Here is a 25,392-nt window from a genome sequence, read left to right as displayed (position 1 = left end):
TTGTCCAAGTCCCTTTGGTTGCCAAAAGGTGCATCCATGAATCGTGTTTACCTTGATCATAACGCCACAACGCCAATTCGCCCCGAAGCGCGCGATGCGATGATCACGGCAATGGATCAGATCGGTAACCCTTCCTCGGTTCACGCTGAAGGACGAGCGGCAAAGGCCATGGTCGAGCGTGCACGGGCGCAGGTGGCCGAAGCTGTCGGGTGCCGACCGCAGGAAATTATTTTCACCTCAGGTGCGACCGAAGCGGCTCGGGTCCTGCAGAATAGACCGAATAATTGCGATGTGTTCGTCGATGCAACGGCGCATGACGCGCTTTGGTCGCATCTTGATCTATCGAACTGCAACGAACGCCCGTTCGGACCTGGTCACATCTTAGCAATGGGGTTGGCGAATTCGGAAACAGGTATCGTTACCTTGCCACCGAAAAAGGTCGAAGGTCAGTGGCCCTATGGCGCACGGCGCGCCGATTGGTTGTTGCTGGATATTACACAGGCTGTTGGCCGTATTCCCTTTTCCTTCGCCTGGAGCGATGCGGATATGGCGGTTCTTTCGGCGCATAAAATCGGCGGTCCTAAGGGTGTTGGCGCCCTGATCCTAAAACAAGGGCTGGACATCAACCCGCTTGCGGTTGGCGGCGGGCAGGAAATGGGCCGGCGCTCCGGGACGGAAAACGTTGTTGGAATCGCGGGTTTTGGTGCCGCTGCCGAGGCTGCAGTGAAAGATCTGGCTAACGGTGTTTGGGAAAATGTTGCTAAATTTAGAAATATTCTAGAGAACGCACTTGAGGCCGGATCGAAAGCGACTATTTTTGTCGGGAAAGATCAGGAGCGACTCCCCAACACTTTGTGTTTTGCAACTCCCGGATGGAAAGGGGAGACGCAAGTTATGCAGATGGATCTGGCTGGATTTGCGATCAGCGCAGGTTCGGCCTGTTCAAGTGGCAAGGTAAAGACCAGCCGAGTTCTGTCGGCAATGGGATATGACGAGGTAACGGCAGCCAGCGCAATTCGGGTATCGCTCGGCCCTTGGACGACAGAAGATGATGTGCTGCGTTTCGCGGATACGTGGCTGGAAAAAGAGAAAAAGCATCGCGCGCGTGCCGCGTGATCTGACGGAGGATAAGTCATGGCCGCTTTGGACCAGACTCAGGTAAAAGAAGGTGTCGATCAGGAAACCGTTGATGCGGTGCGCGAGGCCGGAACTTATAAATACGGCTGGAACACCGATATCGAGATGGAATACGCCCCAAAAGGCGTGAACCCTGATATCGTCCGTCTGATCTCGGACAAGAATGAAGAACCGGAATGGATGACCGAATGGCGTCTGGCCGCGTTCGAACGCTGGACCAAGATGGAAGAGCCGAAATGGGCGATGGTCAGCTATCCCGAAATCGACTTCCAGAACCAGTATTACTATGCCCGTCCGAAATCGATGGAGGTAAAGCCGAAATCGCTGGATGAGGTGGATCCGAAGCTGCTGGCCACTTACGAAAAGCTTGGTATCCCATTGAAAGAACAGATGATTCTGGCTGGCGTCGAAGGTGCTGAGGATATGCCTGCTGAGGGCCGCAAGGTGGCCGTGGATGCGGTGTTCGACTCGGTGTCCGTTGGCACAACTTTTCAGGCGGAATTGAAAAAGGCAGGTGTGATCTTCTGCTCGATCTCTGAAGCGATCAGGGAACACCCCGAGCTGGTCAAGAAATACCTGGGCACCGTGGTTCCGGTATCCGATAATTTCTATGCCACGCTGAACTCGGCCGTGTTCTCGGACGGGTCATTTGTCTACATCCCACCGGGCGTACGCTGCCCGATGGAGCTGAGCACCTATTTCCGCATCAATGCGGAGAACACCGGTCAGTTTGAACGTACCCTGATCATTGCCGATAAAGGCAGCTATGTCAGCTACTTGGAAGGCTGTACTGCGCCTCAGCGCGACACTGCGCAGCTGCATGCTGCCGTGGTCGAAATCATTATCGAGGAAGATGCCGAGGTAAAATACTCGACCGTTCAGAACTGGTACCCCGGGGATGAGAATGGCAAGGGCGGCATCTATAACTTTGTGACCAAGCGCGCGGATTGCCGCGGCGACCGGTCCAAGGTGATGTGGACGCAGGTTGAAACCGGCTCGGCCGTGACGTGGAAATACCCGTCCTGCATCCTGCGCGGCAATGAAAGCCAAGGTGAGTTCTATTCGATCGCGATTGCCAATAACTATCAGCAGGCCGACACTGGCACCAAGATGATCCACCTCGGCAAGAACACCAAGTCTCGGATCGTTTCGAAAGGGATCAGCGCGGGTAAGGCGCAGAACACCTATCGCGGGCTGGTCTCGATGCATCCGAAAGCCAAGGACAGCCGGAATTACACCCAGTGTGACAGCTTGTTGATCGGCGACAAATGCGGGGCGCATACGGTGCCCTATATCGAGGTCAAGAACAACTCATCGCGCGTCGAGCATGAAGCGACGACGTCGAAGGTCGATGATGATCAGCTGTTCTATTGCCGTCAGCGCGGAATGGACGAGGAAGAGGCCGTGGCCCTTGTTGTCAACGGGTTCTGCAAGGACGTGCTACAGGCACTGCCGATGGAATTTGCGATGGAGGCCCAGCAGTTGGTGGCCATCAGCCTCGAAGGATCTGTGGGTTAATCCCGACCTTACCTGAATTCAGAACATACGAGGGGGGCATGACCCCCTTGCGATACGCCAAAGGAATAAAACATGCTGGAAATCAAAAACCTGCACGTCAAACTTGAAGAAGAAGACAAGCAAATCCTCAAAGGTGTGGACCTGACGGTTGAGGCCGGCAAGGTACATGCGATCATGGGGCCGAATGGCTCGGGCAAATCGACACTCAGCTATGTGCTGTCCGGACGGGATGGGTATGAAGTGACAGGAGGCTCGGCGACCCTTGGTGGTGAGAACCTGTTCGAGATGGAACCGGAAGAGCGCGCAGCAGCCGGTGTTTTCCTGGCGTTCCAATATCCGGTTGAAATCCCGGGCGTTGGCAACATGACCTTTCTGCGCACCGCTGTGAATTCACAGCGCAAGGCCCGCGGGGAAGATGAGCTTTCGGCAGCCGATTTCCTGAAAGAGGTGCGCGCCAAGGCCAAATCGTTAAAGATCGATGCGGATATGCTGAAGCGCCCTGTGAATGTTGGCTTTTCTGGCGGTGAGAAAAAGCGCAACGAAATACTGCAAATGGCCATGCTCGAGCCCAAAATGTGCATTCTGGACGAGACAGATTCTGGTTTGGATGTAGACGCGATGAAACTGGTTGCCGAGGGCGTGAACGCGCTGCGCGACGAAGCGCGTGGCTTCCTTGTTATCACGCATTATCAGCGCCTTCTGGACCACATCAAACCTGATGTCGTGCATATCATGGCCGATGGGCGGATTGTAAAAACTGGCGGTCCCGAGTTGGCACTTGAGGTTGAAAACAACGGTTATGCCGACATTTTGGCCGAGGTGAACTGATGGCGTTGCCCCAAGCAAAACAGACTGCGACAGAGGAGCGGCTGGCCGTCCTGTCGTTGCCCGATGCCGGATGTACTCGCGCTGCGCGCGAGGACGCGATTGCCCGTGTGCGTCAAATGGGCTTGCCCAGTCGGCGCGACGAGTACTGGAAATACACCCAACCCGATACGCTCGTATCGGCTGATGCAGCGCATGCGGCGCTGTTCGAGTCGGACGAGCCGCAAATGTTCGATGAATTCGACCGCTTGAAGATTGTCTTCGTTGACGGAGTGTTCAATCCCGAAGAGTCCGATGATCTGACGCTCGAAGGTGTTTCGATCGACCGACTTGAAGATATTTGCTGCAAAGATATCCATTGGGCCAAAGACTTGTACGGCGTTCTTGAAGCGAATGGACAAGTTCCGGTTCAGCGCCCGCTGGCCGCATTGAACACCGCATTTGCATCAGACGGCGTGGCCATCCATGTGACCGGTAAGCCATCGAAACCGATCAGCCTGATCTATCGCCATGCGTCCGAGGATTCGGATGCGATCCTGCATCACGTAGTACGGGTCGAAACTGACGCCGAGGTTACCATTCTCGAAAACGGGCCGGCGGCATCGCGTTTCAACAAATGTATGGAAATTGACATTGCCGATGGTGGCTCGCTGCACCATGTGCGGGCCCAGGGTCGTGACCACGAGCGTCGTGCGGCGACGCATATGTTTACACGGTTGGGTGCCAATTCGGTCTACAAATCCTTCACCCTGACCATGAACGGTGTTCTGACCCGGAACGAACAGGTGATCGAATTGACCGGCGATGATGCGGTGGCGCACGTGGCCGGTGCCTGCGTCGGAGATGGCGACTTTCACCATGACGACACGGTATTCGTCACCCATGACGCGGTTGGTTGCGAAAGCCGCCAGGTGTTCAAGAAGGTGCTGCGGAACGGCGCGACCGGCGTGTTTCAGGGCAAGATCCTTGTGAAAGAGGGCGCCCAGAAAACAGATGGGTATCAGATCAGCCAGTCTTTGCTACTGGATGATGATAGTCAGTTCCTCGCCAAGCCCGAGCTTGAGATCTATGCCGATGACGTTGTCTGTTCGCACGGTTCGACATCAGGTGCGCTTGATGAAACGGCTCTGTTCTACCTGCGGTCTCGGGGTGTGCCCGTCAAAGAGGCAACAAATTTGCTGACCTTGTCGTTCCTGGCCGAGGCTGTGGAAGAGATCGAGGATGAAGGCCTTGCGGAGGCTATGGTTGACCGCCTTGAAGGCTGGCTTTCTCGGCGAAGCTGATGCCGGTAACGTCGGATATAGTGGCCACATACCGTGGACCAGGCCGGGTTGTAAGCCGGCTTTTGGATTTGGGCGAACGTGAGGACCGCGCTTTGGTCTTTGTAATGGCGTTCTGCGTGGTGGCATTCATTGCGCAACTGCCACGTTTGTCCCGACAGGCGCATCTCGAAGACCTCGAGCTTAACATGCTGTTGGGCGGTGCCTTGCTTGGAACGGTCATTATCTTGCCGCTGTTCTTCTACCTTCTGGCCTTCGTGTCCCACGGTGCGGCGCGTCTGTTCGGCGGAAAGGGGACTGCCTATGGCGCAAGGTTGGCTCTGTTCTGGGCGTTGCTATCCTCGACGCCGTTGATTTTGCTGAACGGCCTTGTCGCTGGTTTTATCGGTCCGGGGACAACCATGACCACTGTCGGGTTGGTCTGGTTTGTCGTATTCCTGTGGTTCTGGTTTTCGGGCCTTAGGCAAGCGCAAAGGTATGCGGAATGAATCCGGCCGTGCTGAGTCAGATTGCTGTTCTGACCCTGACCAACCCTGCCGAAGCGGCAAGACGGTTGCTGGATCTGCGTCCCGGGCGTGAAGTTGTCTGGCTGGCATTCTTTCTGGCTGTCGTTCTGAACGGTGCCATCCAAATTGGTATTGAACAGATGGTCCCTGTCCCGCAGGGTGAACCGCTTCCCGTTTCTGATCCTGTTATTCTGAACCTTCTGCGTTCGTCAGGCGCGATGCTGCTCAGCGTGGTGGCTCTTCTTTTTGTTGGTCGTACTATCGGGGGCGTTGCGACATTCAAAGATATCCTGATCCTGACGATCTGGCTGCAATTCCTTCAGATCGCAGCGATGTCGGTGACGCTGATCGTTTCGATGGTTGTTCCATTTATGATGGTCATGTTTTTGCTGGCGACCGCACTTGTCAGCCTTTACGTCTCAATGCATTTCCTGAATGAAGCTCATAAGTTCAACTCGATGCTGAAATCTTTTGGGGTCATTCTGTTATCCGCACTGATTTCAATCTCATTTGTCCTCATGTTCACACCCAACGGCCCGGTCTAGGGAAGAAAAATACGATGTTCGATCTGCAGAAAATTCGCGCTGACTTTCCGATCCTGTCCCGAGAGGTAAACGGCAAGCCGCTGACCTATCTGGACAATGGAGCATCAGCTCAGAAGCCACAGGTTGTCATTGACGCTGTGACGCGGGCTTATACCGAAGAATATGCAAATGTGCATCGCGGGCTGCACTATCTGTCCAATCTGGCGACCGAGAAATACGAATCCGTTCGTGGAACTATTGCCCGATTTCTGGGCGTAACGGATGAAGATGAAATTGTTCTGAACTCGGGCACGACCGAAGGCATCAATCTGGTCGCCTATGGCTGGGCGATGCCGCGTCTTCAGGCCGGGGACGAGATCGTTCTGAGTGTGATGGAGCATCATGCAAACATCGTACCCTGGCATTTCCTGCGCGAGCGTCAGGGAGTAGTGCTGAAATGGGTGGATGTGGATGCGGATGGCGGGCTTGATCCGCAAGCTGTCATTGATGCCATCGGTCCAAAAACCAAGCTGGTCGCGGTGACCCATTGTTCGAACGTGTTGGGCACGGTTGTGGATGTCAAAGCAATCACAGAAGGCGCCCATGCCAAAGGCGTCCCGGTGCTGGTGGATGGCAGTCAAGGCGCCGTGCATATGCCGGTCGATGTCCAGGATATCGGCTGCGATTTCTACGCCATCACCGGGCATAAGCTTTATGGCCCATCGGGATCGGGAGCGATTTACATCAAATCTGGCCGGATGGCCGAAATGCGCCCGTTTATCGGTGGCGGTGACATGATCAAAGAGGTCAGCAAGGATCAGGTGATCTACAATGATCCACCGATGAAATTCGAGGCGGGAACTCCTGGCATCGTGCAAACCATCGGACTGGGCGTCGCTCTGGACTATCTGATGGATTTGGGGATGGACAACGTTGCTGCTCATGAGGCCGGGATCCGAGACTATGCGATGCAGAGGTTTGCGGGGCTGAACTGGATTCAGCTTCAGGGGACACGGCCGGACAAAGCGGCGATCTTTAGCTTCACTTTGGACGGTGCAGGCCACGCGCATGACATTTCGACGATTTTGGATAAGAAGGGCGTCGCCGTTCGGGCCGGGCACCATTGTGCTGGACCATTGATGGATTTCCTCGGAGTCACCGCGACATGCCGCGCCAGTTTTGGTCTCTATAACTCGAAAGATGAGGTCGATACCCTGATCGAAGCGCTTGAACTTGCGCATGATCTGTTCGCGTGAAACCTGTTTGATCCGGGTCGATTTTCAGTTGCACCCGGCCCGGAACAAGGTTAGCTAACGGCTCAGGCACCTGTAGCTCAGCTGGATAGAGCGCTGCCCTCCGAAGGCAGAGGCCAGAGGTTCGAATCCTCTCAGGTGCGCCATTTCTTGAATATTTGGGCTCGTATTGAAGATCACCTGCAACAGCCGGTTTGCGCAGGATTTATGAGGCTGCCTGAGTAGAATGGCACCTCCACAATGGCAGATAAATCTGCTCATTCAAACGGTTACGTGACCGACAAACTTCTCTTGACGACGGGCGGGGCGGATCAACCGCCCCAGCTTCTTACCACACCGCAATCCATATGCACGAAGTTCGAGCGGTGGTATTTGCCAACACCACCAGCACGGCAAGACATCGCCGCTTTGGCCATTTGCGAGACCGAACGAGATGACAGGCGGAGGTCGGCTGCCTGGCCTTTCATGTGCAACGAATTCTTGGCAACACGGCGCGACCGTGACCGCAGCATCGCGTTGGTCTGCGGCGAGCGATAGCCCGACAGCAGCATATAGGGTTCGTTGACATCCAACAGATTATGCGACGCCGCCATGATGTCGATCGTGCGGAGGTCCATATCTTTGGCCTGGTCGGTGCGCCAATCGCGCATGAAGTGGTTCACTTCTTTGACCGCGTCTTTGATGTATTTACCGTCAACCCAATAGATCATATCGATCCGCTCGCCAGTGCGTCCGGAATACATGCGAATACGGCGAATATCACCACCGCCACGAAGGAATCCTGCTGCATTGGAGTAGGTTGGAGTTGCTACAACTGCTGTAGCTGCGAATGCGCCCAATAAAGCACGCCGGGTCAAACCCGAGGAACTGCTCGTCGTCATTTTGTGTTTCGTCCCGTACTGTTCCTGCCTGCACACGATGTTACGCGCGCTGTATTAATTTATTCCCATCCCAGATGAGGGATTTATGACACACTCGTGAAGGGCGGCCAAGAAGTCTTTCAAATTCATCTTTTCAAGGGGGAATTTTCGGCAGTTTTTTGCGCAGGTGGTGCAAAATGGCAAAGATCCAACGTCTTAGGCCGTCGCCGAAATCTGTCCGATGCAAACAAGCATCACGCTTGGGTATAAGCACGAAATTGATGCATTTGTGAATAGACAATGGGTTTCAAGCAAAACCATAATTGTTCGGCATTGCCTGAAACGGCGTATTATATTGAAAATTCAAGGGCTCCAAATGTTCTCTGTTCTTCGTGCAAGCACCGGTATTGCTTTGGCCGCATGTTTTCTAACGTCTTCGGCGATGGCGAACACTGAGGCCAAGCCTGACACCGCATTCCAGATGGCGGTTGCCGAATTTGCACCTTCCGGGTCTGAGATTGCCGATTTCTACCGTGAAAGAGGATTCGTGCCTGTTTGGGTTGGCGACACGGCTGCACATGCTGAACGTCGTCAACGGTTGATTGAGGGGCTTTCTGCAGTCGAATTACACGGGCTACCCGCGAACGCCTATGATGCGCAGGGCTTGGTTGACCGACTTCAATCAGCAAAATCAGCGCGTGAGCTTGGGGCCGTCGAGGTCGAGTTGACACGCGTTTTTGCAGCCTATGCTCAGGACATGAGGACAGGCCTTTTACGACCATCCGATATAGACGATGGATTAGTCAGGAAGGTCGAGCCGACCTCGACAGCAGGGCATCTGCGTGGACTGACGACCTCGGAGGATGCAGCCTATTTCGATCAGTTGGCGCCAAGCTCGACCCAGTACCGGGCTTTGATGAAGCAGAAACTTGCGCTGGAAGAATTGGTTCGCCAAGGCGGTTGGGGAACTACTGTTCCACAAGCAAAGCTAGAGCTGGGAGATACGGGACCCGCCGTAATAGCGATGCGTAACAGATTGGTTGAAATGGGTTTTATGAACCCAACAGCCAGCCCTGTTTTTGACGATGCCTTGCTGGCAGGTGTTCAACGGTTTCAAATCGCACATGGTCTTGCCGCAGATGGCGTCGCGGGTCCGGGCACAATTACTGAATTGAACCGCACTGCTTCGGATCGTCTGAAGGCCGTCTATGTCGCGCTGGAGCGTGAGCGCTGGTTGCCGCGCGAGCGCGGTGAACGCCACATTCTGGTCAATCAGGCTGATTTCTCAGCCAAGATTGTTGATGACGGCTTTATTACCTTTGAAACCCGCGCTGTGATCGGCAAGAACACCCATGATCGTCGGAGCCCCGAGTTTTCCGACAAGATGGAACATATGGTCATTAACCCCAGCTGGTATGTCCCACGCTCGATCATCACCAAGGAATACCTGCCGCAGCTGCAGTCCAACCCAAATGCCGTTGGGCATATTCAGATTACCGATCGCAGTGGTCGCCAGGTCAATCGCGGGGCAGTAGATTTCACTCAGTTCACCGCAAGCAACTTTCCTTTTGCGATGCGCCAACCGCCCAGCAAAAGCAATGCCCTGGGGCTGGTGAAGTTCATGTTCCCCAACAAGCACAACATCTATCTGCATGATACACCGCAGAAAAGTTTGTTTGCTCGGGAATCTCGTGCCTTCTCGCATGGTTGTATCAGATTGGCTCAGCCTTTCGAATTCGCTTACGCACTGTTGGCGAAGCAAGAAGAAAACCCAAAGGCATTTTTCCATCGGATTCTCGCGACTGGAAAAGAGACCACTGTGAAACTTGAGCAGCATGTTCCTGTCCACTTGATTTACCGCACTGCCTTTATTGGCCCGAAAGGTGAGGTACAGTACCGACGCGACGTCTATGGCCGTGATCAGAAAATCTGGAATGCTCTGCAGAAAGCAGGGGTGGCCCTGCCGGACGTTCAGGGGTAATCACCGGGGGCAGGTCCTAGTTCCGGGAAGCCCCACATGAAATATACAGTTCAACAAATCGCAGATGCCCTTGACGCTGAGTTCCAGGGCGATGCCGGCCTGGTCGTACATGCTGCTGCTGAACCGTCGGATGCAACTGCCACTGATCTGGCGATGGCGATGTCGCCGAAATATGCCGAGGATCTGGGATCGGGTTCGGCGCAGGTCGCCATCCTTTGGGAAGGTGCTGACTGGCAGGCGTTGGGGCTTAAGGCAGCAATATTCGTTCGGCGACCGCGGATGGCGATGGCCGGGATCACCTCCATGCTGGATAAAGGGCAGGGCTTTGGATCCGGGGTTCACCCTTCTGCAGTCATCGACCCGACTGCGGATGTGGCAGATGGGGTCTCAATCGGCCCTCTGGCAGTCATTGGTGCACGGGCCCGGGTCGGCAGAGGGGCGAATATCGGACCGCATTGCGTCATAGGCATGGATGCTGTGTTGGGCGAAGACGCCGTTCTGCGCGAAATGGTCAGCATTGGTGCCCGTGTGCAGATCGGGGATCGTTTTATCGCGCAACCAGGGGCAAGGATCGGTAGCGACGGGTTCAGTTTTGTTACGCCCGAAGTATCGGGGGTAGAGAACGCGCGCAAGACCTTGGGGGATGCAGGAGACGCCAGCGCGCAAAGCTGGCTGCGCATTCATTCACTGGGTTCTGTGGAAATTGGCGACGATGTCGAGATCGGTGCGAATTGCACGATCGACAACGGGACCATTCGTAATACTCGCATCGGGAATGGCACAAAACTGGATAATCAGGTCCATATCGGCCACAACACGCGCGTTGGTAATGACTGTCTGCTGTGTGGTCAGTCTGGTATTTCCGGTTCGGTTGAGCTTGGCAATAACGTGGTTCTGGGTGGGCAATCAGGCGTCTCGGACAATATTTTCGTTGGCGACCGGGTGATTGTCGGCGGTGGTACCAAAATCCTGTCAAACGTACCTGCCGGTCGTGTGTTGATGGGCTACCCGGCTGTGAAGATGGAAACCTTTACTGATGTCTATAAGGCGCAGCGCAGATTGCCGCGGATGCTTCGTGACGTGGAGGCGTTGAAAAAGGCTGTTTCCAAACAGCCTCCGAGCGATTAAATCACATTCAACGTGATAATCAGAGGATCGATATGAGCATCACCGACCGCGTCATTGCCATCATTGCCGAACAAGCCGTGTTGGAGCCTTCGGATGTGACGCCCGAAAGTACGCTCGAAGATCTGGGGATCGACAGCCTGGGGCTGGTCGAGAGTATCTTTGCCATCGAAGAAGAGTTCGACATTACCGTTCCGTTCAATGCCAATGAACCAACGGCCAGTGACTTTGACATCTCAAATGTCGCCGCGATCATTGCTGGGATCGAAAAGCTTGTGGCAGAAAAGGTCTGACCCAAGCAAATGAAACGGGTAGTAATAACCGGGGCAGGCACGATCAATTCGCTTGGTCATTCAGTTCCAGATACGCTTGAGGCGATGCGGGAAGGCCGTTGTGGCATTTCGGAACTTGAATTTCGAGACGTCGACAGGTTGGCGATCAAGATCGGTGGGCAGGTCCGGGGGTTCGAAGCCGAGGGTCGGTTCAACCGCCAACAGATGACTCTGTATGACAGGTTTACACAGTTTACCCTGACCGCGGCCAAAGAGGCCATAGATCAGTCCGGGATCGAATTCCACGGTGAGTTGGCTGCACGATCTGGCGTGGTTCTGGGAACAGCAGGTGGTGGCGTTTCGACCTGGGACGACAACTACCGTTCAGTCTATGAGGACGGGAAGAACAGGGTCCATCCATTTGTTGTACCAAAACTTATGAACAACGCGGCGGCAAGCCACGTATCGATGGAACATAACCTCAAAGGTCCCAGCTTTACGGTATCGACTGCTTGTGCCTCATCGAACCATGCGATGGCGCAAGCCTTTCAGATGGTGCGCAGCGGGGCGGCCCCTGCGATGATCACCGGCGGCTCAGAATCCATGTTGTGCTTTGGTGGCGTTAAGGCCTGGGAAGGGCTGCGGGTGATGTCCAAGGATGCCTGTCGTCCTTTTAGCGCCAACCGAAACGGTATGGTGCAAGGAGAGGGAGCGGGCATCTTCGTGTTCGAGGAATACGAACACGCGAAGGCGCGTGGGGCAGAAATTTTGTGCGAAGTTGTTGGTTTCGCGATGACCTCGGATGCATCAGACATTGTAATGCCCAGCAAGCAGGGCGCAGCCCGTGCGATGTCAGGGGCGTTGTCTGATGCTGGCCTGAATGCCAATCAGGTGGGTTATATCAACGCCCATGGCACAGGTACTGCGGCCAATGACAAAACGGAATGTGCCGCTGTAGCTGGCGTTTTCGGCCCGCATGCGGACGAACTTTTGATCTCATCCACCAAGTCGATGCATGGTCACTTGATTGGCGGAACCGGCGCGGTAGAGCTTTTGGCCTGTATCATGGCCCTGCGAGATGGGGTGATTGCACCGACGATTGGCTACGAAGAACCAGATCCGGAATGTGCTTTGGACGTTGTGCCCAACGAGGCACGCGATGCGAAAGTCGAGGTTGCGCTAAGCAACGCTTTCGCTTTCGGAGGTCTGAACGCAGTACTTGCCTTGAAGCGGGTTTGAGAAAGCCGCTGGGTTAAACGGCTTTCTCGAAATGTAGTCTTCAGTTGGTTGCGACATCAACAATGTCGTAGCCTGCAGTAAACCCGGACAAAGACAGGTCAAGTTCGATCACCTGATCCGGCGCGGGCGCTGGAACGATGGTCAAAGTCGCCTTGCTACCCTGCTTCATTGCGTCGATATCCCCCTGGGTCAGGCCGATTTGGGCAACACAGCCAACAGGGTTACAAAACGAATAGTTGTAGCGTTTGGCAGGCGCCCCGTCGATTGAGAGGGTCAGCTGCGCTTGCAACAGGGTTTCAAGCGGAACCAAGATATTTGCTCCGGCTACAGCCGAACCGCCTTCGGGTAGGCGGAACATGGAAAACTCAGCCATAGGCACATCTTGCGGGCCATTTATGACTTGCAGCAGCGAACACAGATCTTTGCCCGCGTTCATCTTCAAACAGTTCAGGCTCCAGTCGCCGAATTTTTCTTTGTCATAGCGCTGTCCGACCTTGACGGTTTCATCGACCGGCTGCCCCAGGTCGAGACCATTGTCCACCTGCTCGGTCGTAGGGGATTCGGTGGCAGGTTCTGCCGTGTCGGTGGTCTCTTGCGCCAGGGCGGCGCCGTTGAAAAGAAAAGCTGCCGCAACAAGCTTTATCGGTGTCCTGAACATAATTGCCTCGTGATTGTTGATGTGGCTTTTCGCCGGGTCTAGCACCACTGGCGCGCAGTGTCAGGCATTATGCAGCGTAAAAAGACAGAAGTGATCGGAATCTCGCCTGAGGCCCCGTGGGCAACACGTGTGGCCAAGATAAAAGGGAGCCGGTGGAGCGGCTCCCTTTCATGAATTTTTCTCCCCGTCGGACCGGCCGACTTAATTATGTGCAGACGTTACGAGAGGGCGGCGCGGTGGTCAACTGCTAACCTGAAAATTTAATTATGAAGCTATGGTGGAAAAAGGGCCGCGCGTGAACGCGCGGCCAGTCGACAGGGAGGAAGTTTGTTGACCGCGCAATTCTCATACACGAACAACCAGAAAACTATCGCAGCCAAAGGTTAACTTTGTATGCTGGGCGGAGATCGGTAGGAAACAGGGCCTTAAACATATGAGTGAGAACATATTTCTTGGCGGTGGTGGCGCAGATTACAGCCAACCGCAGACGTTGTCGTTGAAATACGCCAACCGCCACGGCCTGATTGCCGGTGCGACCGGTACTGGCAAGACCGTGACGCTTCAGATCCTGGCCGAGGGGTTTTCCAAGGCCGGGGTGCCGGTGTTTCTGTCTGACGTCAAAGGTGATCTGTCTGGTTTGGCGTTGGCGGGCAGTGAAAGTCACAAGCTACATGGGGCATTTCAGAAGCGTGCCGAAACCATCGGATTCACGGATTACGAATATGCCGCTTGCCCGGTCACTTTCTGGGATCTGTTCGGTCAGCAAGGCCATCCGGTTCGAACCACAGTATCCGAGATGGGACCTTTGTTGTTGTCCAGGTTGATGGACCTGAGCGAAGCACAAGAAGGCATTGTTAACATTGCATTTCGGGTTGCCGATGAAGAAGGTATGCCCCTGTTGGATATGAAAGATCTGCAAGCCCTGTTGGTCTGGATCGGAGAGAACAGAGCAAATCTTTCGCTGCGCTATGGGAATGTCTCAACCGCCTCGATCGGTGCCATCCAGCGACGGTTGTTGGTTCTTGAAAATCAAGGGGGCACCAATCTGTTTGGCGAACCTGCCCTGGAACTGGCCGATCTTATGCGCACCGATGCCAACGGGAATGGCATGGTGAACATCCTGGCCTCTGACAAGCTGATGGGATCACCTCGTCTGTATGCGACGTTCCTGTTATGGCTGCTGAGCGAACTGTTTGAAGAGTTGCCCGAAGTCGGCGATCCGGACAAACCCAAGCTGGTATTTTTCTTTGACGAAGCGCATCTGTTGTTCGAAGACGCGCCCAAAGTGCTTGTGGACAAGGTCGAGCAGGTCGCCCGCCTTATCCGATCAAAGGGCGTAGGGGTCTATTTCATCTCGCAAAACCCGGCAGACATCCCAGAAGACATTCTGGGTCAGTTGGGTAACCGGGTACAGCATGCTTTGCGAGCTTTCACCGCCCGAGACAGGAAAAACCTTCGCCTTGCGGCTGAAACCTACCGCGAGAATCCAACCTTTGATACAGAGGCCGCCATCCGTGAGGTTGGCGTGGGCGAGGCGGTTACATCCATGCTGCAAAAGAAAGGGGTTCCGGGCATCGTCGAACGCACTTTGATCCGTCCCCCTGGGTCACAGTTGGGGCCGATTACCGCTGCCGAACGGCAAACGGTAATGAATGCGTCTCCGATGAAAGGCAAATACGAAACCCGCATAGATCGCAGATCAGCCTTTGAGATGCTCCAGGCGCGGACTGATGCCGCAGCACAGGCCGCAGCCGAGGCAGAAGAACAGCTTGAGTCTCAATCGATTGCAGAACGCGAATTTGCCACGGCTCGCCGATACTCAGCTAGCAAAGTATCGCGGTCTTCTTCGCGGATCGTGCGAAAGAAGGACACCTTTGCCACCGCCATGAGCGAGGCCGTCATTAAAGAGCTTAAGGGAACAACAGGGCGCAGGATCGTCCGAGGCATTCTGGGCGGGTTATTTCGTAATCGTTGAATGGCGGGCCGGGCTGATTGCCCGGCCACACAACGGTTACTTCAGGCGGCGTTGGCCTTCTTGTCTGCAATATGCATCAGCCTCGGGGACGGACATTTTTGTTGCCGGAAAGTCGATTGCCCGGTCCCAGTCCACGCGGTTCTGCCGGTAGAGCTGGCATGTCACCACGCCCTTGGGGGTCTGGACCTTGACCGGAGTGGTTTCCAGATCTTTTGGTGACGGAATACATGCGGTCAAAGAGGCAAGAACCGGCAGCAGAATGAGTGTCTTTGTAAGAGTGGTTTTCATCGGTGTTTTCTATTCCCTGCGGGCAAATGGTAGTAGTCTGCACAAAGGCAAATATTTGGTGAACACGACTGTGAAACTTGTCAGGCCGATGAGTTGCTCTAGTAAGTTCCTCACTCAAAAGCAAGAAACCGCACCAATTTCTTGACGCGGTTCCATATATTGGAGGTTCTGTGGCCCTATTTCTCGGGGATCAGCCCTCTTGGACTGAATCTAAGAACAATCAGCAGAATCAACCCCATCGTGAACAGTCGCATATGGGCCGCGCTGTCGATCAGATGCGTCTTGAGCGCACTGCCATCGGGCATTCCGGACGTGATCAGGTTCATAATCCACAACCCAATCGGTTCGACCTGGACCCACAGGAACCAGATGAGGAATGCGCCCAGCACAGCACCAAAGTTATTGCCCGATCCGCCCACGATCACCATGACCCAGACCAGAAATGTAAAGCGCAGAGGGTTGTAGGTACCCGGCGTCAACTGCCCGTCCAGCGTTGTCATCATCGCGCCCGCGATACCGCAGATGGCAGAGCCCAGAACGAAGATTTGCAAATGGCGGCGGGTGACATCTTTACCCATCGCCTCGGCTGCAACCTCGTTGTCACGGATGGCGCGCATCATGCGGCCCCAGGGGCTGCGCAGCGCCATCTGGGCCATCCACAGCAGGATCAGAAGAACAACCATGAACAGCAGGGAATAGCCCAGCTTGACCGACAGGGTCGAGGCGATGACAGGGTCCAGCCCAAACCAATCGGCACGGGCAATGAAGGATGGATCCTGCTGCAGCTCAACCTCATAGCCGACCACGGGCGAGGGGCGTGGGATGCCGTAGACATTCTTGACACCTCGGGCCAGCCAGTCCTCGTTTTTCATGATTGCGATGATGATTTCGGCAATCCCAAGCGTCGCAATCGCCAGATAGTCCGAGCGCAGGCCAAGGGCTGTTTTGCCGATCAACCAAGCAGCACCGGCGGCCAACACACCGCCCGCGGGCCAGGCCAGCAGAACCGGCAGATTCAACCCGCCAAGGTTGCCCGCAACGGCTGGGTCAATGGCTTCGACACCAGCAACGCTGGGGTCAAACACCGCACGGTAAATGAAAAACCCGGCGATCAGAATCGCGACGATGGCAATCGTCTGTACACGGCCCCTCGGTATTTTTGTTGCCACCAGAACCGCCGCAACGACGGTCGCAGCCCCCAACAGCAACGCAAGGACGATCCCGTATCCTCCGGATGACCACGCGCCGGGTGTCGGCGGGGTTGAGACCAGCACAACTGCCAGCCCGCCCAGCGCAACAAAGCCCATAACACCAACGTTAAACAGGCCCGCAAAGCCCCATTGCAAGTTCACCCCAAGCGCCATGATAGCCGAGATCAACCCCATGTTCAGGATCAGGATTGCTGTGTTCCATCCCTGCACCAAGCCAGTTGCCAGTATTAGAACGGCGACCGCAGCAAAAAGAACCGAGTTTTTCAGCCGCTCGTTGTCCGTTTGCACAGCATATCGGTACGTCCATCCTAGGGCGACCTCCGCGATTCCGGCAATCAGTCCGACGGTGCCAATAGTTGCTCCGGCGATCAGAGGAATAGCAATCGATGCAATGAGACTTAGGATCATACCGCTTTCCCCTTAAACAGACCTGTGGGCTTAAACAGAAGCACGATAAGCAAGATAACAAAGCTGACCGCGAATTTGTAATCGGTGGATAAGAATTGGACCAATCCCGAGGGCTCTAGATGTTCCGGTGCCATATAGGTCAGCACCTTTTTCCACGCATAGGTGATCGTCACCTCGGAAAACGCGATGATGAACCCGCCCGCGATAGCGCCCAGCGGGTTGCCGAGGCCGCCGACGATGGCCGAAGCGAAGATCGGCAGCAGAAGCTGGAAATAGACAAAGGGCTTAAAGCTCTTGTCCAACCCGTAAAGCACACCCGCAGTTGTCGCCAGCGCCGCGACAAGGATCCAAGTGATCATCACCACACGTTCAGGGTTGATGCCGGACAGCAGCGCCAGATCCTCGTTATCCGAATACGCGCGCATCGACTTGCCGGTACGGGTTTTGTTCAAAAACCAGAACAAAAGTGCCACGGCGACAACGGCCACAACCACAGTGATGCCCTGAGAGGTCTTGATCGCCAACCCCTCACGCAACCCGGTCATTGCCTTGAATTCCCGCGCTGAAACGATGAACCGCTCACCGTCCGAGAACCTTTGATCATCCGGCCCGATTATGAACCGCACCAGCCCGTTCATTATGAACATCACGCCCATCGAGACGATCACCAGAATGACCGGCTTGGCCTTTTGTTCCCGGTAGAACCTGTACACCAGCCGATCCGTGATCAGAACCAGAACGATACAGCCCAGAATGGCAAAGGGCAGGGCCAGCAGAGCGGTTGGCAGCGGCCCGAAACTGACCCCGGCGGCCTGCAGGCCCCATGTGACCAGCACGGCGATCATCGCACCAAAGGCCATCGTGTCGCCATGGGCAAAGTTCGAGAACCGCAGGATGCCATAGATCAGCGTCACCCCCAGCGCACCCAGCGCCAACTGGCTGCCATAGGCGATTGCGGGAACAAGAACGAAGTTGGAGAGCGCCACAAGGGCGTTTAGGAAGTCCATATTACTCACCATACTCCGGACAGATTATCTTGATTGTTTCAAACTGCGCTTCGGCGCTGTTCCGCATTATATACAGCCTGAACCAAAAGTTTCTGTTCTCCCAAAGATCAACAACCTCATCGTCGTTGCTTGCATTCGCTTCGAAGACAAAAGCATATGACTGTTCGTCGTATGGTGAGACCTGCTCGCCAGAGAGCCAATCAGTTAAATTAAATTCCATTGGTTCACCTGAATCGAAATCGAATTTGAACCAAATTGGGAGAGGAACAGGCACTCTTGAATAGCGTGCAAAGTCGACCCAAGCGATTTCTTCCACTCTGTCAATAAGCTCGTATGGATTGTTTCCATTCTGCTCGTTTATTGGTGCCATGAAGACTGTCGTTGTAACGATCAGTTCGCTTTTTTCCTGTGTTAATTGGCAGAGATTTTGAACGTCACATCTTTCAACAATCACACAATCATATTTCTCGAGACCGCTCACAGGCCCTATGAATGCCATAACTGTCTGGGGAAAAATGCTCAGAAATAATGCGGAAACTGTTTTGAACATCCTCACCCCCCCAAGAAACTCTTACGGACCTCTGGATCGGCCAGCAGTTCCTTGCCCGTGCCGGTATAGGCGTTCCGCCCTTGAACCAGCACATATCCCTTATCTGCGATCTCCAACGCCTGACGAGCGTTCTGCTCAACCATCAGGATCGGCAACCCGGTGCGGGAAACCTCGATAATCCGGTCGAACAGCTCATCCATCACGATGGGTGAAACACCGGCGGTGGGTTCGTCCAACATCAGCACTTTGGGCTGGGTCATCAGCGCGCGGCCCACGGCAACCTGTTGGCGCTGACCGCCCGACAGCTCTCCGGCGGCTTGGTTGCGTTTGTCACGGAGAATGGGAAAGAGGTCATAGACCTGTTCCATCGTGTCTGAAAAGTCGTCACGACGGATGAAGGCACCCATCTCAAGGTTTTCTTCGACCGTCATCGAAGTGAAGATGTTCGAGGTCTGAGGAACAAAGCCCATCCCCTTGATCACCCGATCCTGGGGCGACAGGTTGGTGATGTCTTCTCCGTCCAGTCGCACAGATCCCGCGCGGACATCCAGCATCCCAAACACGGCCTTCATTGCAGTGGATTTACCGGCGCCGTTGGGGCCAACGATTACAGCGATTTCACCGGCATCGACTGAAATCGTGCAATCATGCAGGATATCCGGGCCCTTGCCGTAGCCTCCGGTCATGGTGTCGCCGATCAGGAATGGGCCACCTTCGACGCGGTGCGTCTTTCCGCTTTTGCGATGTGCGGGCGTCATCGTGCCCATGCCGTGTGTATTGGTGATCGAGGCATCCTTGTTGCCGTGGTCATCCTGATAAGGATTATCGCTCATGCCCCGGCCTCCAGCTTGTCTTTGTTCTTCAGGCCGGTGCCCAGATAGGCTTCGATCACATGCTCATTGGCTTTGATCTCGTCCAGAGTGCCCTGGGCCAGAACCTTGCCCTCGGCCATACAAATGACCGGGTCGCAGATTTTGCCGATGAAATCCATGTCGTGTTCGATGACTACAAACGTATAGCCGCGTTCCTTGTTCAGGCGCAGGATCGTGTCGGCGATGGTCATCAGCAGGGTGCGGTTCACACCCGCGCCGACCTCGTCCAGAAACACGATCTTGGCGTCGACCATCATGGTACGGCCAAGTTCCAGCAGCTTTTTCTGCCCGCCCGAGACCTGACCGGCCTTGTGATCGGCCAGATGTTCGATGGTCAGAAACTCCAACACCTCATCGGCCTTAGCCATTAACGCGCGCTCTTCATTAGCGATGCGTTTGCGGCCGAACCAGGTGTTCCAAAGTGATTCCCCGGATTGCGCGCCGGGCACCATCATCAGGTTCTCTCGGCAACTCATCGAGGAAAACTCATGCGCGATCTGAAAAGTGCGCAGCAGACCTTTGTGAAACAGATCGTGTGGTGGCAAGCCGGTTATGTCCTCGCCATCCATGAACACGCGTCCAGAGGTGGGCGGGAGTACACCCGCGATCACGTTGAACAGAGTTGTCTTTCCGGCCCCGTTCGGCCCAATCAGGCCGGTGATCGAACCCTTCTGGATTTCCAGCGATGCCCCATCCACCGCATGAAACCCGCCGAAATGCTTATGCACGTCCTCGACGACGATCATCTTTTCCCCTAGCCGCCGTTTTCGGCGTTCTTGTTTTCACACCCTCATTGAAGAGGTGCGGTCTTTTTTCACTGAAGCAGCCCGGACACAAGGTCCGGGCTGCTTATTTTCAGGTCTTCTCAGGTCAAAATCAACGGAAGTTGACGGTCTTGTTTTCGCCGTCGGTGACTTCGATCTCGCGATACGAACCTGCGCTTTCGCCGGGGCCGATCAGCTCAACGCCGGACGCGCCGACATAGTCGATGTCCTGACCAGCGGCCAACAGTTCCAAACCTTTGGCCAGCTCACCCGGATAGATCTTCTCTCCTGGAGCGTTGGCAACATCTAGGATCTTGCTGCCGTAGTCGGCCGGGTTGGTCGAACCAGCGGCCTGCATCGCCAGCATGAACAGCGCTGCGGCGTCATAGCTTTCAGGCGAATAGGGCGACGATCCGTCAAAACCGGCGGCTTCGGCCATGGCAAAGTACTTTTCAGCACCTTCACCACCTGAACCGGCGATCTGACCGAACGAGCCGTTCAGGTCGGGGCCGACATTTGCGGGCAGCGAGTCACCGATCATGCCGCCGGGCAAGCCGAACGTGTCGAATGCACCGCTGTCCAGCGCCGACTGAATGATGCCCAATCCGCCCTGATCGAGATACCCGGCTACAACCAGAATGTCGCCACCGGCCGAGGCCAGCGCGCCAACTTCGGCCGAATAGTCTGCTTTGCCATCCTCATGCGCTGCCACGATTGTGACTTCGCCGCCCGATGCCTCGAACGAGGACTGGATCGCGTCTGCCAGACCCTTGCCATAGTCGTTGTTGGTGTAGGTCAGTGCGATTGAAGTGATCCCGCGATCATTCAGGATATCTGCCATCACCTGACCTTCACGTGCATCCGACGGGGCGGTGCGGAAGAACAGGCCGTTATCCTCCATGGTCGACAGACCGGGCGAGGTGGCCGAGGGCGAGATCATGACCATCCCGTTCGGGATCGCGACATTCTGCAGGATCGCTCCGGTCACGCCAGAGCAGTCACCGCCAATGATGCCGGCAACGCCGTCGGCAATCATGCGTTCACCGTTCGAGGTGGACAGGCCGTTGTCGATACAGCCGGTATCAGCGCGCGATGCAGTGACGGTAGAGCCATCCAGCAATTTGCCGGATTCGGTGACTTCGGCCATCGCCATCTCGGCGCCTGAACCCATAGCGGGTGCCAGCGATTCAATCGGTCCGGTAAAGCCGAACAGAACACCCAATGTGACGTCTTCGGCCATAGCTGCGCCCGAAAGAAGGGCGGTTGCTGCAGTTGCTGTAAGCAGCTTTTTCATATGGTTACTCCCAGTTGTGAACGTATTCGTTCTGGGCACGACCCTAGGCAAGCTGTTCGAAAAAGAAAAGTCCTAACGCAAACGTGTTTTTGTGGCGCACAGTTCTAGTTGTTCAGATGTGCCCGGCGCGGTGTTTTCGGTAAGGAGAACGAGATGTTTAGACTAGCTTTGATCTTCATCTTTTCTGTTGTTTCAGGGTTGGCAGGGGCAGAATCGCTAACTACCAACTCCGGATCGGCGCGTGTGACGGCGATGGTGAAGGGGCTCGATACGCCCTGGGCAGTCGGCATCCTGCCTGACATGTCCTTTCTGGTAACTGAGCGCGACGGTGATCTTCTGTTCGTGTCGGAGGGAAACATAGTTCGCGTCAAAGGCACTCCCAATGTGGTTGCAAAGGGGCAGGGCGGTTTGCTGGACGTAACCGTTGCCAGGGATTTTTCGCAAAGCCGTGAGGTTTTCCTGACCTATTCCAAGCCTCAACCAAAGGGGGCAGGCACTGCACTTGCGATTGCGCGCCTGTCCGAAGACGGATCAAAGCTGACCGATCTGCGCACGATTTTCGAAGCTGAAAATGGTGGGGATTCTGGGCGTCATTTTGGCTCTCGTATTGTCGAGGCAAGGGACGGGACATTACTTGTCACTATCGGCGATCGTGGTGATCGCCCGACCGCCCAGGATCGATCGAGTCACAACGGCTCGGTGATCCGTGTGAACCGGGACGGCTCGGTGCCGGCTGATAATCCATTTGTCGGACAACCCGGAATTCAGCCTGAGATATTGTCTTATGGCCACCGGAATCCCCAAGGTGCAGGGCTGGATGCACGGGGGCATCTATGGGTATCGGAACATGGAGCCAAGGGAGGAGATGAAGTGAACCTAATCCGGCCGGGGCGGAACTATGGCTGGCCGGTGATTTCCTATGGCAAGCACTATTCCGGACAAACAATCGGCGAGGGGACGGCGAAACCGGGGATGGTGCAGCCTGAATTCTATTGGGACCCTTCCATCGCCCCATCCGGCCTTTTGATTTATTCAGGCAAGCTTTGGCCCGAATGGAAGGGTGATCTATTCGTCGGGTCGCTCAAATTCGACTACATTGCTCGGCTTGAAGGCACTCCATTGACTGAGGTCGAGCAGATCAAGGGCCCTCATACGGAACGCGTCCGCGACATTGTCGAGGCACCGGATGGATCAATCTGGTTTATTTCCGTCGGGCAGGGCGCTGTCTTTCGCATGACCCCCAGCGATTAAACAGACAAGCGCCCGCTTTGCGCACCGCGCTCACGATAGGGCGTGGTGTTATAATGCGCCCGGTAGCATTTCGAGAAATGGCTAGGCGAGGCAAACCCGCATGCTAGCGCCACGTTGATCACGCTCATGTCGGTCTGCATCAGCAGGTTCCGGGCCTTATGCAGGCGCAGCTCCATATAATAGCGTTTAGGCGACCGGCTGAGGTAACGGCGAAACAGACGCTCTAGCTGCCGCGTGGACATGCCGACCTCTTTGGCCAGAATCGAAGGCGAGATCGGCTCTTCGATGTTTTTCTCCATCATCAGGATGACCTGGCTCAGCTTGGGATGGCGTACCCCAATCCGTGTTGGGGTCGACAAACGCTGTGTGTCCTGATCGGTGCGGATCGAGGAATAGATCAACTGATCGGCCACCGCGTTGGCAAGGTCTTCCCCGAAATCCTCGGCGATGATTTTCAGCATCAGGTCGATAGAGGAAGTGCCACCGGCTGTTGTCATCCGGTTTCCGTCAATCTGGAATACGGATTTGGTCAGTTCGACCTCATCAAATTCTTCGGTGAAACTGTCTGAGTTTTCCCAGTGAATTGTCGCACGCTTGCCATCCAGTAAACCGGCCTTGGCCAAGGTATAAGCTGCCGTACACAGCCCACCAATGCGCAATCCCCGGCGTGCTTCGCGGCGGACCCAGTTCAGAATTTTCTTGGTGGTAGCGGCTTGAACATCGACACCGCCGCAGATCAGCACGACGTCATCGCGCTGCAGCTCGGCTAGATCAGCGTCCAGTTTGAACTCGGTCCCGGCGGAGCATTTGATCGTCTCGCCGCCTTCGCCAGACAGGCTCCAACTGTAAAGCTCTTTGTCGGCCATGCGGTTTGCGATGCGCAGGCTATCCAGCGCGGATGCGAAACACAGCAGCGAGAATTTGTCCAACAGGACAAACACGAAATGACGAGGGCTGGCCGCAGTGGTTTCCACCGTGACAACTTGGCGTTGCTCTTGCATGGCGAGGTGTCCTTGATTCGGCGCCGTTTGACCCTACGTCCGGCGACAGATTTGACCGCCACCATGATCAAAGCTTGTTTGCGACGTCAAGAGGTCCAAATCGTATATGGCCTCTCATCAAACGTTTTTGTATAGAGGCGACTTGAATACTTCAGCGGAGATCAAAGCTATGACCGAATGGCAAAAAACGAACTGGCGCAACAAGCCCCGGGTTCAGATGCCAGACTATACCGACGCAGCCGCGCTGGCAAAAGTCGAGGCTCAGCTTTCGCAGTATCCGCCGCTGGTGTTTGCAGGTGAGGCACGTCGGCTCAAGCAACATCTTGGTGCTGCGGGGCGGGGTGAGGCTTTCCTGCTGCAGGGCGGCGACTGTGCTGAAAGCTTTGAACAATTCAGCGCGGATGCGATCCGCGACACCTTTAAGGTGATGCTGCAGATGGCCATGGTTTTGACCTATGGCGCAAAGGTGCCGGTGGTCAAAGTGGGCCGTATGGCTGGACAGTTCGCCAAACCGCGCAGCGCACCGACAGAGGTGGTGGATGGCATTGAGCTGCCCAGCTATCGCGGCGATATCATCAACGAGCTGGATTTCACGCCCGAGGCGCGGATTCCGAATCCGTCCAAGATGTTGCAAGCCTATACGCAGGCAGCGGCAACATTGAACTTGTTGCGCGCCTTTTCGACCGGTGGTTTCGCCGATATGAGCCATGTGCATTCGTGGACACTCGGCTTTGCCGATGGCCAGGATGTTCAGAAATACTCTGAAATTGCTGACCGAATTCAGGATTCGATTGATTTCATGGGGGCTGCGGGCATCACCGCGGACACAACGCATGAATTCTCGTCGGTTGAATTCTATACCAGCCACGAAGGTCTGCTGCTTGAATACGAAGAGGCGCTGACCCGTCTTGATTCTACATCGGGCAACTGGTTGGCCGGGTCCGGCCACATGATCTGGATTGGCGACCGCACCCGTCAACCTGATGGCGCGCATGTTGAATTCTGTTCCGGCGTTCTGAACCCGATCGGTCTGAAATGCGGTCCGACGACATCTGCCGAAGACCTCAAAGTTTTGATGGCCAAACTGAACCCGGAAAACGAAGAAGGGCGTCTGACCCTGATCGCGCGGTTTGGTGCAGGCAAGGCAGGAGAGCATCTGCCGCGTCTGGTCAAAGCAGTCAAGGAAGAGGGCGCCAAGGTGACCTGGGTCTGTGACCCAATGCACGGCAATACGATCAAATCGGCCACCGGCTATAAGACCCGGCCCTTTGATTCCGTGCTGCGCGAAGTTCGCGACTTCTTTGGTGTGCATCAGGCCGAGGGCACGATCCCCGGCGGTGTGCATTTTGAGATGACGGGGCTAGACGTGACCGAATGCACTGGAGGTGTACGCGCTGTAACAGAAGAAGATCTGTCAGACCGTTACCACACTGCCTGCGATCCACGTTTGAACGCGTCGCAGTCGTTGGAACTGGCCTTCCTTGTTGCGGAAGAACTGACAGATCTGCGCCGGAACCGCGGCAAACGCGCAGCCTCCTAACCACTTGGTCAGACGATCTTAAAAAGGCGGGTCTAATTGGCCCGCCTTCTTTA

24 protein-coding genes and 1 tRNA gene are annotated in these 25,392 nt (G+C 55.3%); 15 read left to right on the top strand and 10 right to left on the bottom strand.

From position 1 onward, the window contains the following. Positions 1-36 precede the first annotated feature (36 nt). The 8 genes from AC2FH6_RS02580 (at position 37) to AC2FH6_RS02545 (ending at position 7,189) form a co-directional block, all read left to right on the top strand. Positions 37-1,116 carry a cysteine desulfurase family protein gene (locus AC2FH6_RS02580; RefSeq protein WP_496701053.1) on the top strand — a complete coding sequence of 360 codons (1,080 nt, stop codon included), beginning with the start codon at positions 37-39 and terminating at the stop codon, positions 1,114-1,116. A gap of 18 nt (positions 1,117-1,134) precedes the next feature. After that, entirely contained in the window at positions 1,135-2,655 is a 1,521-nt protein-coding gene (sufB, locus tag AC2FH6_RS02575) for a Fe-S cluster assembly protein SufB (RefSeq protein ID WP_142633735.1), read from the top strand. A 72-nt stretch (positions 2,656-2,727) separates the two neighbouring features. Further along, positions 2,728-3,483 (top strand): Fe-S cluster assembly ATPase SufC, encoded by a 756-nt coding sequence (sufC, locus tag AC2FH6_RS02570; protein ID WP_496701052.1) that lies wholly within the window; start codon positions 2,728-2,730, stop codon positions 3,481-3,483. After that, positions 3,483-4,763, top strand: coding sequence for a Fe-S cluster assembly protein SufD (sufD, locus tag AC2FH6_RS02565; RefSeq protein WP_271947165.1), 1,281 nt, complete (start codon positions 3,483-3,485; stop codon positions 4,761-4,763). The genes sufC and sufD overlap by 1 nt, the downstream gene beginning before the upstream one ends. Beyond that, positions 4,763-5,248, top strand: a complete 486-nt coding sequence (locus AC2FH6_RS02560; protein ID WP_282027397.1) for a YIP1 family protein — start codon at positions 4,763-4,765, stop codon at positions 5,246-5,248. Before sufD ends, AC2FH6_RS02560 begins: the two co-directional genes overlap by 1 nt. Beyond that, positions 5,245-5,811 carry a YIP1 family protein gene (locus AC2FH6_RS02555; RefSeq protein WP_496695491.1) on the top strand — a complete coding sequence of 189 codons (567 nt, stop codon included), beginning with the start codon at positions 5,245-5,247 and terminating at the stop codon, positions 5,809-5,811. The genes AC2FH6_RS02560 and AC2FH6_RS02555 overlap by 4 nt, the downstream gene beginning before the upstream one ends. Before the next feature lie 14 nt (positions 5,812-5,825). Further along, positions 5,826-7,046 (top strand): cysteine desulfurase, encoded by a 1,221-nt coding sequence (locus AC2FH6_RS02550; RefSeq protein WP_496701050.1) that lies wholly within the window; start codon positions 5,826-5,828, stop codon positions 7,044-7,046. A 66-nt stretch (positions 7,047-7,112) separates the two neighbouring features. Continuing rightward, positions 7,113-7,189, top strand: a tRNA-Arg gene (locus AC2FH6_RS02545). 165 nt (positions 7,190-7,354) lie between these two features. Here the strand turns inward: AC2FH6_RS02545 and mepK are convergent. After that, positions 7,355-7,924 carry a peptidoglycan L,D-endopeptidase MepK gene (mepK, locus tag AC2FH6_RS02540; RefSeq protein WP_142633747.1) on the bottom strand — a complete coding sequence of 190 codons (570 nt, stop codon included), beginning with the start codon at positions 7,922-7,924 and terminating at the stop codon, positions 7,355-7,357. Positions 7,925-8,279: 355 nt separating this feature from the next. Between mepK and AC2FH6_RS02535 the strand changes: the two genes are divergently transcribed. Genes AC2FH6_RS02535 through AC2FH6_RS02520 form a run of 4 tightly spaced genes read left to right on the top strand, consistent with a single transcriptional unit; the run spans position 8,280 to position 12,520 of the window. Then, complete coding sequence (locus AC2FH6_RS02535; protein WP_496701048.1) at positions 8,280-9,884, top strand: L,D-transpeptidase family protein; 1,605 nt, start codon at positions 8,280-8,282, stop codon at positions 9,882-9,884. Positions 9,885-9,920: 36 nt separating this feature from the next. After that, the gene (lpxD, locus tag AC2FH6_RS02530; RefSeq protein ID WP_496701046.1) at positions 9,921-11,012 is read left to right on the top strand and encodes a UDP-3-O-(3-hydroxymyristoyl)glucosamine N-acyltransferase; all 1,092 of its coding nucleotides are present in this window, start codon (positions 9,921-9,923) and stop codon (positions 11,010-11,012) included. Positions 11,013-11,044: 32 nt separating this feature from the next. Next, positions 11,045-11,302 (top strand): acyl carrier protein, encoded by a 258-nt coding sequence (locus AC2FH6_RS02525; protein ID WP_142633752.1) that lies wholly within the window; start codon positions 11,045-11,047, stop codon positions 11,300-11,302. Positions 11,303-11,311: 9 nt separating this feature from the next. Beyond that, positions 11,312-12,520, top strand: coding sequence for a beta-ketoacyl-[acyl-carrier-protein] synthase family protein (locus AC2FH6_RS02520; RefSeq protein WP_271947157.1), 1,209 nt, complete (start codon positions 11,312-11,314; stop codon positions 12,518-12,520). Positions 12,521-12,560: 40 nt separating this feature from the next. Here the strand turns inward: AC2FH6_RS02520 and AC2FH6_RS02515 are convergent, their stop codons facing one another. After that, positions 12,561-13,178 carry an invasion associated locus B family protein gene (locus AC2FH6_RS02515; RefSeq protein WP_282027399.1) on the bottom strand — a complete coding sequence of 206 codons (618 nt, stop codon included), beginning with the start codon at positions 13,176-13,178 and terminating at the stop codon, positions 12,561-12,563. A gap of 433 nt (positions 13,179-13,611) precedes the next feature. On the opposite strand from AC2FH6_RS02515, the gene AC2FH6_RS02510 reads away from it, so the two are divergent. Beyond that, positions 13,612-15,153, top strand: coding sequence for a helicase HerA-like domain-containing protein (locus AC2FH6_RS02510; protein WP_496701044.1), 1,542 nt, complete (start codon positions 13,612-13,614; stop codon positions 15,151-15,153). A gap of 36 nt (positions 15,154-15,189) precedes the next feature. On the opposite strand, the gene AC2FH6_RS02505 is transcribed toward AC2FH6_RS02510, so the two are convergent. The 7 genes from AC2FH6_RS02505 to AC2FH6_RS02475 all read right to left on the bottom strand — a co-directional run bounded on the left by AC2FH6_RS02505 (position 15,190) and on the right by AC2FH6_RS02475 (position 21,547). After that, a complete protein-coding gene (locus AC2FH6_RS02505) occupies positions 15,190-15,441 on the bottom strand; it encodes a hypothetical protein (RefSeq protein ID WP_142633761.1) in 252 nt (83 codons plus the stop codon). Positions 15,442-15,617: 176 nt separating this feature from the next. Further along, a complete protein-coding gene (locus AC2FH6_RS02500; RefSeq protein WP_496700311.1) occupies positions 15,618-17,060 on the bottom strand; it encodes a branched-chain amino acid ABC transporter permease in 1,443 nt (480 codons plus the stop codon). Next, positions 17,057-18,067 carry a branched-chain amino acid ABC transporter permease gene (locus tag AC2FH6_RS02495; RefSeq protein WP_496693159.1) on the bottom strand — a complete coding sequence of 337 codons (1,011 nt, stop codon included), beginning with the start codon at positions 18,065-18,067 and terminating at the stop codon, positions 17,057-17,059. Before AC2FH6_RS02495 ends, AC2FH6_RS02500 begins: the two co-directional genes overlap by 4 nt. Position 18,068: 1 nt before the next feature. Beyond that, positions 18,069-18,617, bottom strand: a complete 549-nt coding sequence (locus tag AC2FH6_RS02490) for a hypothetical protein (protein WP_496701042.1) — start codon at positions 18,615-18,617, stop codon at positions 18,069-18,071. 2 nt (positions 18,618-18,619) lie between these two features. Continuing rightward, positions 18,620-19,450 (bottom strand): ABC transporter ATP-binding protein, encoded by an 831-nt coding sequence (locus AC2FH6_RS02485; RefSeq protein WP_142633769.1) that lies wholly within the window; start codon positions 19,448-19,450, stop codon positions 18,620-18,622. Beyond that, positions 19,447-20,235 carry an ABC transporter ATP-binding protein gene (locus tag AC2FH6_RS02480; protein WP_142633770.1) on the bottom strand — a complete coding sequence of 263 codons (789 nt, stop codon included), beginning with the start codon at positions 20,233-20,235 and terminating at the stop codon, positions 19,447-19,449. The genes AC2FH6_RS02485 and AC2FH6_RS02480 overlap by 4 nt, the downstream gene beginning before the upstream one ends. A 130-nt stretch (positions 20,236-20,365) precedes the next feature. Next, positions 20,366-21,547: an ABC transporter substrate-binding protein gene (locus AC2FH6_RS02475; RefSeq protein WP_142633772.1), complete on the bottom strand. Its 1,182-nt coding sequence runs from the start codon at positions 21,545-21,547 to the stop codon at positions 20,366-20,368. A gap of 153 nt (positions 21,548-21,700) precedes the next feature. Here AC2FH6_RS02475 and AC2FH6_RS02470 point away from each other — a divergent pair, with 153 nt between their 5' ends. Next, entirely contained in the window at positions 21,701-22,798 is a 1,098-nt protein-coding gene (locus AC2FH6_RS02470; protein WP_496701040.1) for a PQQ-dependent sugar dehydrogenase, read from the top strand. Here the strand turns inward: AC2FH6_RS02470 and AC2FH6_RS02465 are convergent. Beyond that, positions 22,795-23,799 (bottom strand): GlxA family transcriptional regulator, encoded by a 1,005-nt coding sequence (locus AC2FH6_RS02465; protein WP_496691228.1) that lies wholly within the window; start codon positions 23,797-23,799, stop codon positions 22,795-22,797. The two genes, AC2FH6_RS02470 and AC2FH6_RS02465, sit on opposite strands and share 4 nt — an antisense overlap. A 169-nt stretch (positions 23,800-23,968) precedes the next feature. On the opposite strand from AC2FH6_RS02465, the gene AC2FH6_RS02460 reads away from it, so the two are divergent. After that, positions 23,969-25,339 carry a class II 3-deoxy-7-phosphoheptulonate synthase gene (locus AC2FH6_RS02460; protein ID WP_142633778.1) on the top strand — a complete coding sequence of 457 codons (1,371 nt, stop codon included), beginning with the start codon at positions 23,969-23,971 and terminating at the stop codon, positions 25,337-25,339. Positions 25,340-25,392 lie beyond the last annotated feature (53 nt).

It is taken from the genome of Ruegeria sp. CDSC045 (assembly GCF_059610725.1).
This window is presented reverse-complemented; position numbering and strand designations above follow the sequence as displayed.